Source organism: Faecalibacillus sp. MSK20_93, assembly GCF_020589945.1.
In the GTDB taxonomy this organism is placed as follows: Bacteria; Bacillota_I; Bacilli_A; order Erysipelotrichales; family Coprobacillaceae; genus Faecalibacillus; species Faecalibacillus intestinalis.
Genome location: NZ_JAJDKA010000107.1, coordinates 1 through 3,003 on the forward strand (window position 1 = coordinate 1; position 3,003 = coordinate 3,003).

The 3,003-nt window shown below is 30.2% G+C and carries 3 protein-coding genes and 1 tRNA gene; 2 read left to right on the forward strand and 2 right to left on the reverse strand.

Annotated elements, in window-relative coordinates:
* Positions 1–58 (reverse strand) — tRNA-Val (locus tag LJD34_RS15655).
* Positions 59–250: 192 nt separating this feature from the next.
* Here LJD34_RS15655 and galE point away from each other — a divergent pair.
* Both galE and LJD34_RS15665 read left to right on the forward strand, forming a co-directional pair.
* The gene (gene galE / locus LJD34_RS15660; protein WP_227360335.1) at positions 251–1,252 is read left to right on the forward strand and encodes a UDP-glucose 4-epimerase GalE; all 1,002 of its coding nucleotides are present in this window, start codon (positions 251–253) and stop codon (positions 1,250–1,252) included.
* 74 nt (positions 1,253–1,326) lie between these two features.
* Positions 1,327–1,746 carry a hypothetical protein gene (locus LJD34_RS15665; protein WP_117574734.1) on the forward strand — a complete coding sequence of 140 codons (420 nt, stop codon included), beginning with the start codon at positions 1,327–1,329 and terminating at the stop codon, positions 1,744–1,746.
* 28 nt (positions 1,747–1,774) lie between these two features.
* Here the strand turns inward: LJD34_RS15665 and alr are convergent, their stop codons facing one another.
* Positions 1,775–2,875 carry an alanine racemase gene (alr, locus tag LJD34_RS15670; RefSeq protein WP_227360336.1) on the reverse strand — a complete coding sequence of 367 codons (1,101 nt, stop codon included), beginning with the start codon at positions 2,873–2,875 and terminating at the stop codon, positions 1,775–1,777.
* Between the last annotated feature and the right edge of the window lie 128 nt (positions 2,876–3,003).

Sequence of the window (3,003 nt, forward strand, 5' to 3'; positions counted from 1 at the left end):
TAACGGGCTCGAACCGCTGACCCTCTGCTTGTAAGGCAGATGCTCTCCCAACTGAGCTAAGCCTCCTTGACTAATGCCCATTTATAATAACACCTCTATATCTTTACGTCAACAGTTTTTTGTAATTTTTTTTATTTTTTTGTTAAATTTATTTTTTTACCTATTCTATTTCTTTTTTCACCTTTTTATTATGTTATTATTTGTTATAATAGAATCGTAAAATAAGCAAGATGCTATGGAGGATATAAAAATGAAAGTACTCGTTGCTGGTGGTGCTGGTTATATTGGCAGTCACATCTGTGTTGAGTTATTACAAGCTAATCATGAAGTAATCGTAATTGATGACTTTTCTAACTCTAAACCAGAAGTTTTAGGATATATTAAGGATATAACTGGAAAAGACGTTAAATTTTATGAATTTAATATTTTAGATGAAAAGAAAACTGAACAAGTTTTTATTGAAAATGAAATTGATGCTGTTATTCACTGTGCTGCTTTTAAAGCTGTTGGTGAATCTGTAGAAAAACCTATTGAATATTATACAAACAATTTAACAACAACTTTAATTGTTGCTAAAATGATGAAAAAATATCATGTCAACAATATTGTTTTTTCATCAAGTGCTACAGTTTATGGAGATCCTGAAGTGGTTCCTCTTACTGAAGATTGTAAATTAGGTGAAACAACAAATCCATATGGAGCAAGTAAAGCAATGATGGAAAGAATTTTAACAGATGTACAACATGCTTGTCCTGAAATGTCAGTTACTTTATTACGCTACTTCAATCCAATTGGTGCCCATGAATCTGGATTACTTGGAGAAGATCCAAAAGGTATTCCAAATAACTTAATGCCTTATATTATGAAAGTAGCTGCTGGAGAACTTCCTTGTTTAGGTGTCTTTGGTGATGATTATGATACACCTGATGGTACAGGTGTACGTGATTATATCCATGTTGTTGACCTTGCTAAAGGACATGTTCTAGCAATTGAAAAATACAACAAACCTGGATTACATATTTGTAACTTAGGAACTGGTCAAGGATATAGTGTTTTAGAACTTGTTCATGCTTTTGAAAGAGTAAATGGTGTTAAAGTAAAATACGAAATCAAACCTCGTCGTGCCGGAGACATTGCTACATGTTATGCAGATCCTACAAGAGCTAAAGAAGAACTTGGTTGGGTTGCTACTAGAGGCATTGATGAAATGTGTAGAGATACATGGAACTTTGCTAAAACAAGAATGAAATAGCCTCTGGCTATTTTTTTTATTGTTTATATAGGTGAAATTTGGTATTATAGAAAAGTATAAAAGGAGGAACTTCTATGGATTTTTTTAAAAAAATCGGGAAAGAAGTGAGCGTCTTTGGGCTTGTATTTGTAGTTTTTATTGCATTATTTGCTTATAGACAAGCAACACATGTTGAACTTTCAACAATTTCCCAAGATAAATTAGAAGAAAAAATCAAAGATAAAGATAGTTTTGTCGTTGTTGTAGGTAGTGATAAGGATAATACGACATTAAATTATAAAAATGTTTGTCTCAAATATTTAGAAAAGAATCATGGTGATAAAATTTACTATGTTAATTTAGCTAAAGAAAATAATGCAACAACATACATTCAAAAAACTTTTAAAACAGATGACGGAACAATTCCTTCAACATTCGTTATGAAAAACGGAAAAGTAAAAGTTCAAAAATCTGGTTCTTTATCATATTATAGAATTGCTGAATTATTTAAATAAAAAGCGAACTCATATTTGAGTTCGTTTTTTATAACAATTCTTTTACTTGTCCATCTTGAACATAGACCCTTGGTACACGTTTAGAAATCAAACATAAAACTTCATAAGAAATCGTATCTAGATCTTTCGCCATACTTTCAAGAGAAATATGTTCACCAAAAATTTCCACTTGATCTCCTATTTTTACATTTTCATCTACTCTAACCATCATTTGATCCATACATACACGTCCTACAATTTCATAATACTTACCATTGATATATACTTTACGTCCTTGATTTTTTCTAATAAAACCATCTGCATAACCAATTGGTAATGTTGCAATGTATTCATCTTCTTTAGCCGTATATGTTAAACCATATCCCACTTGATCTCCTGCTGGTATTTTTTTAATCATTGCTACTTTTGTATAAAGTGACATTACTTGTTTGAATTTTGTTTCTTTTTCACCATTTGGTGAACATCCATACATAGTAATTCCTAATCTTCCCATATTTGATTTTTCATCATGATGATAGGTCATTGCTGCTGAATTACAACAATGAATATATTTGAATTTACAATTACCTATCATTTCATAAAATAAACTTCTTTGTTTTTCAAAAGCAACATCATCTCCATCAGCTGTCGCAAAGTGTGTAAAGATTCCTTCTACATTAAATTTATCAGGATCAACTAGTTTTAATAAAGTTGATAATTCTTCTTTAGACATTAAACCAATACGATGCATTCCTGTATCTAATTTAATATGCACTTTTAATGTTTGTCCCTTATCAATTAAATGATCTAATAATTTTAAATAAGCAACTGAAACCATTGTTAAAGAAATATCATATTTAATAGCTAAATCAATATCTTCTTTACTTGTTGGAATAGCTCCTAAAATCAATATTCCTTTATTAATTCCTAATTCTCTTAACTCAATTGCTTCTTGAAGTGTTGCAACAGCAAACATTTCAATATAATCAATATCCTTTAAAAAACTAGCAACTTCTTTATACCCATGACCATAAGCATCCGCTTTAATCACAGCCATCAACGGTCTTTTAAATTCACTATGTGCTAATTCAACATTATATTTTAAATGGTCTAAATCTACAATTGCATACGTGTCACGCTTTAAATTCATAAAGACACCTCCAAACAATAGTATAATCCAACCCATTTCATAATTCAATTTGAAATCTCTTTATTTTGTCGATTCTAAAGTGAAAAGTTAAATTCCACTTTAGATATGACAAAGTGGATTTTAGTCTT

What these genes read in the sequence shown, in the direction of transcription:
- galE (WP_227360335.1), top strand. Translation starts at nt 251, where the DNA reads ATGAAAGTACTCGTTGCTGGTGGTGCTGGTTATATTGGCAGTCACATC.
- LJD34_RS15665 (WP_117574734.1), top strand. Translation starts at nt 1,327, where the DNA reads ATGGATTTTTTTAAAAAAATCGGGAAAGAAGTGAGCGTCTTTGGGCTT.
- alr (WP_227360336.1), bottom strand. Translation starts at nt 2,875, where the DNA reads ATGAATTTAAAGCGTGACACGTATGCAATTGTAGATTTAGACCATTTA.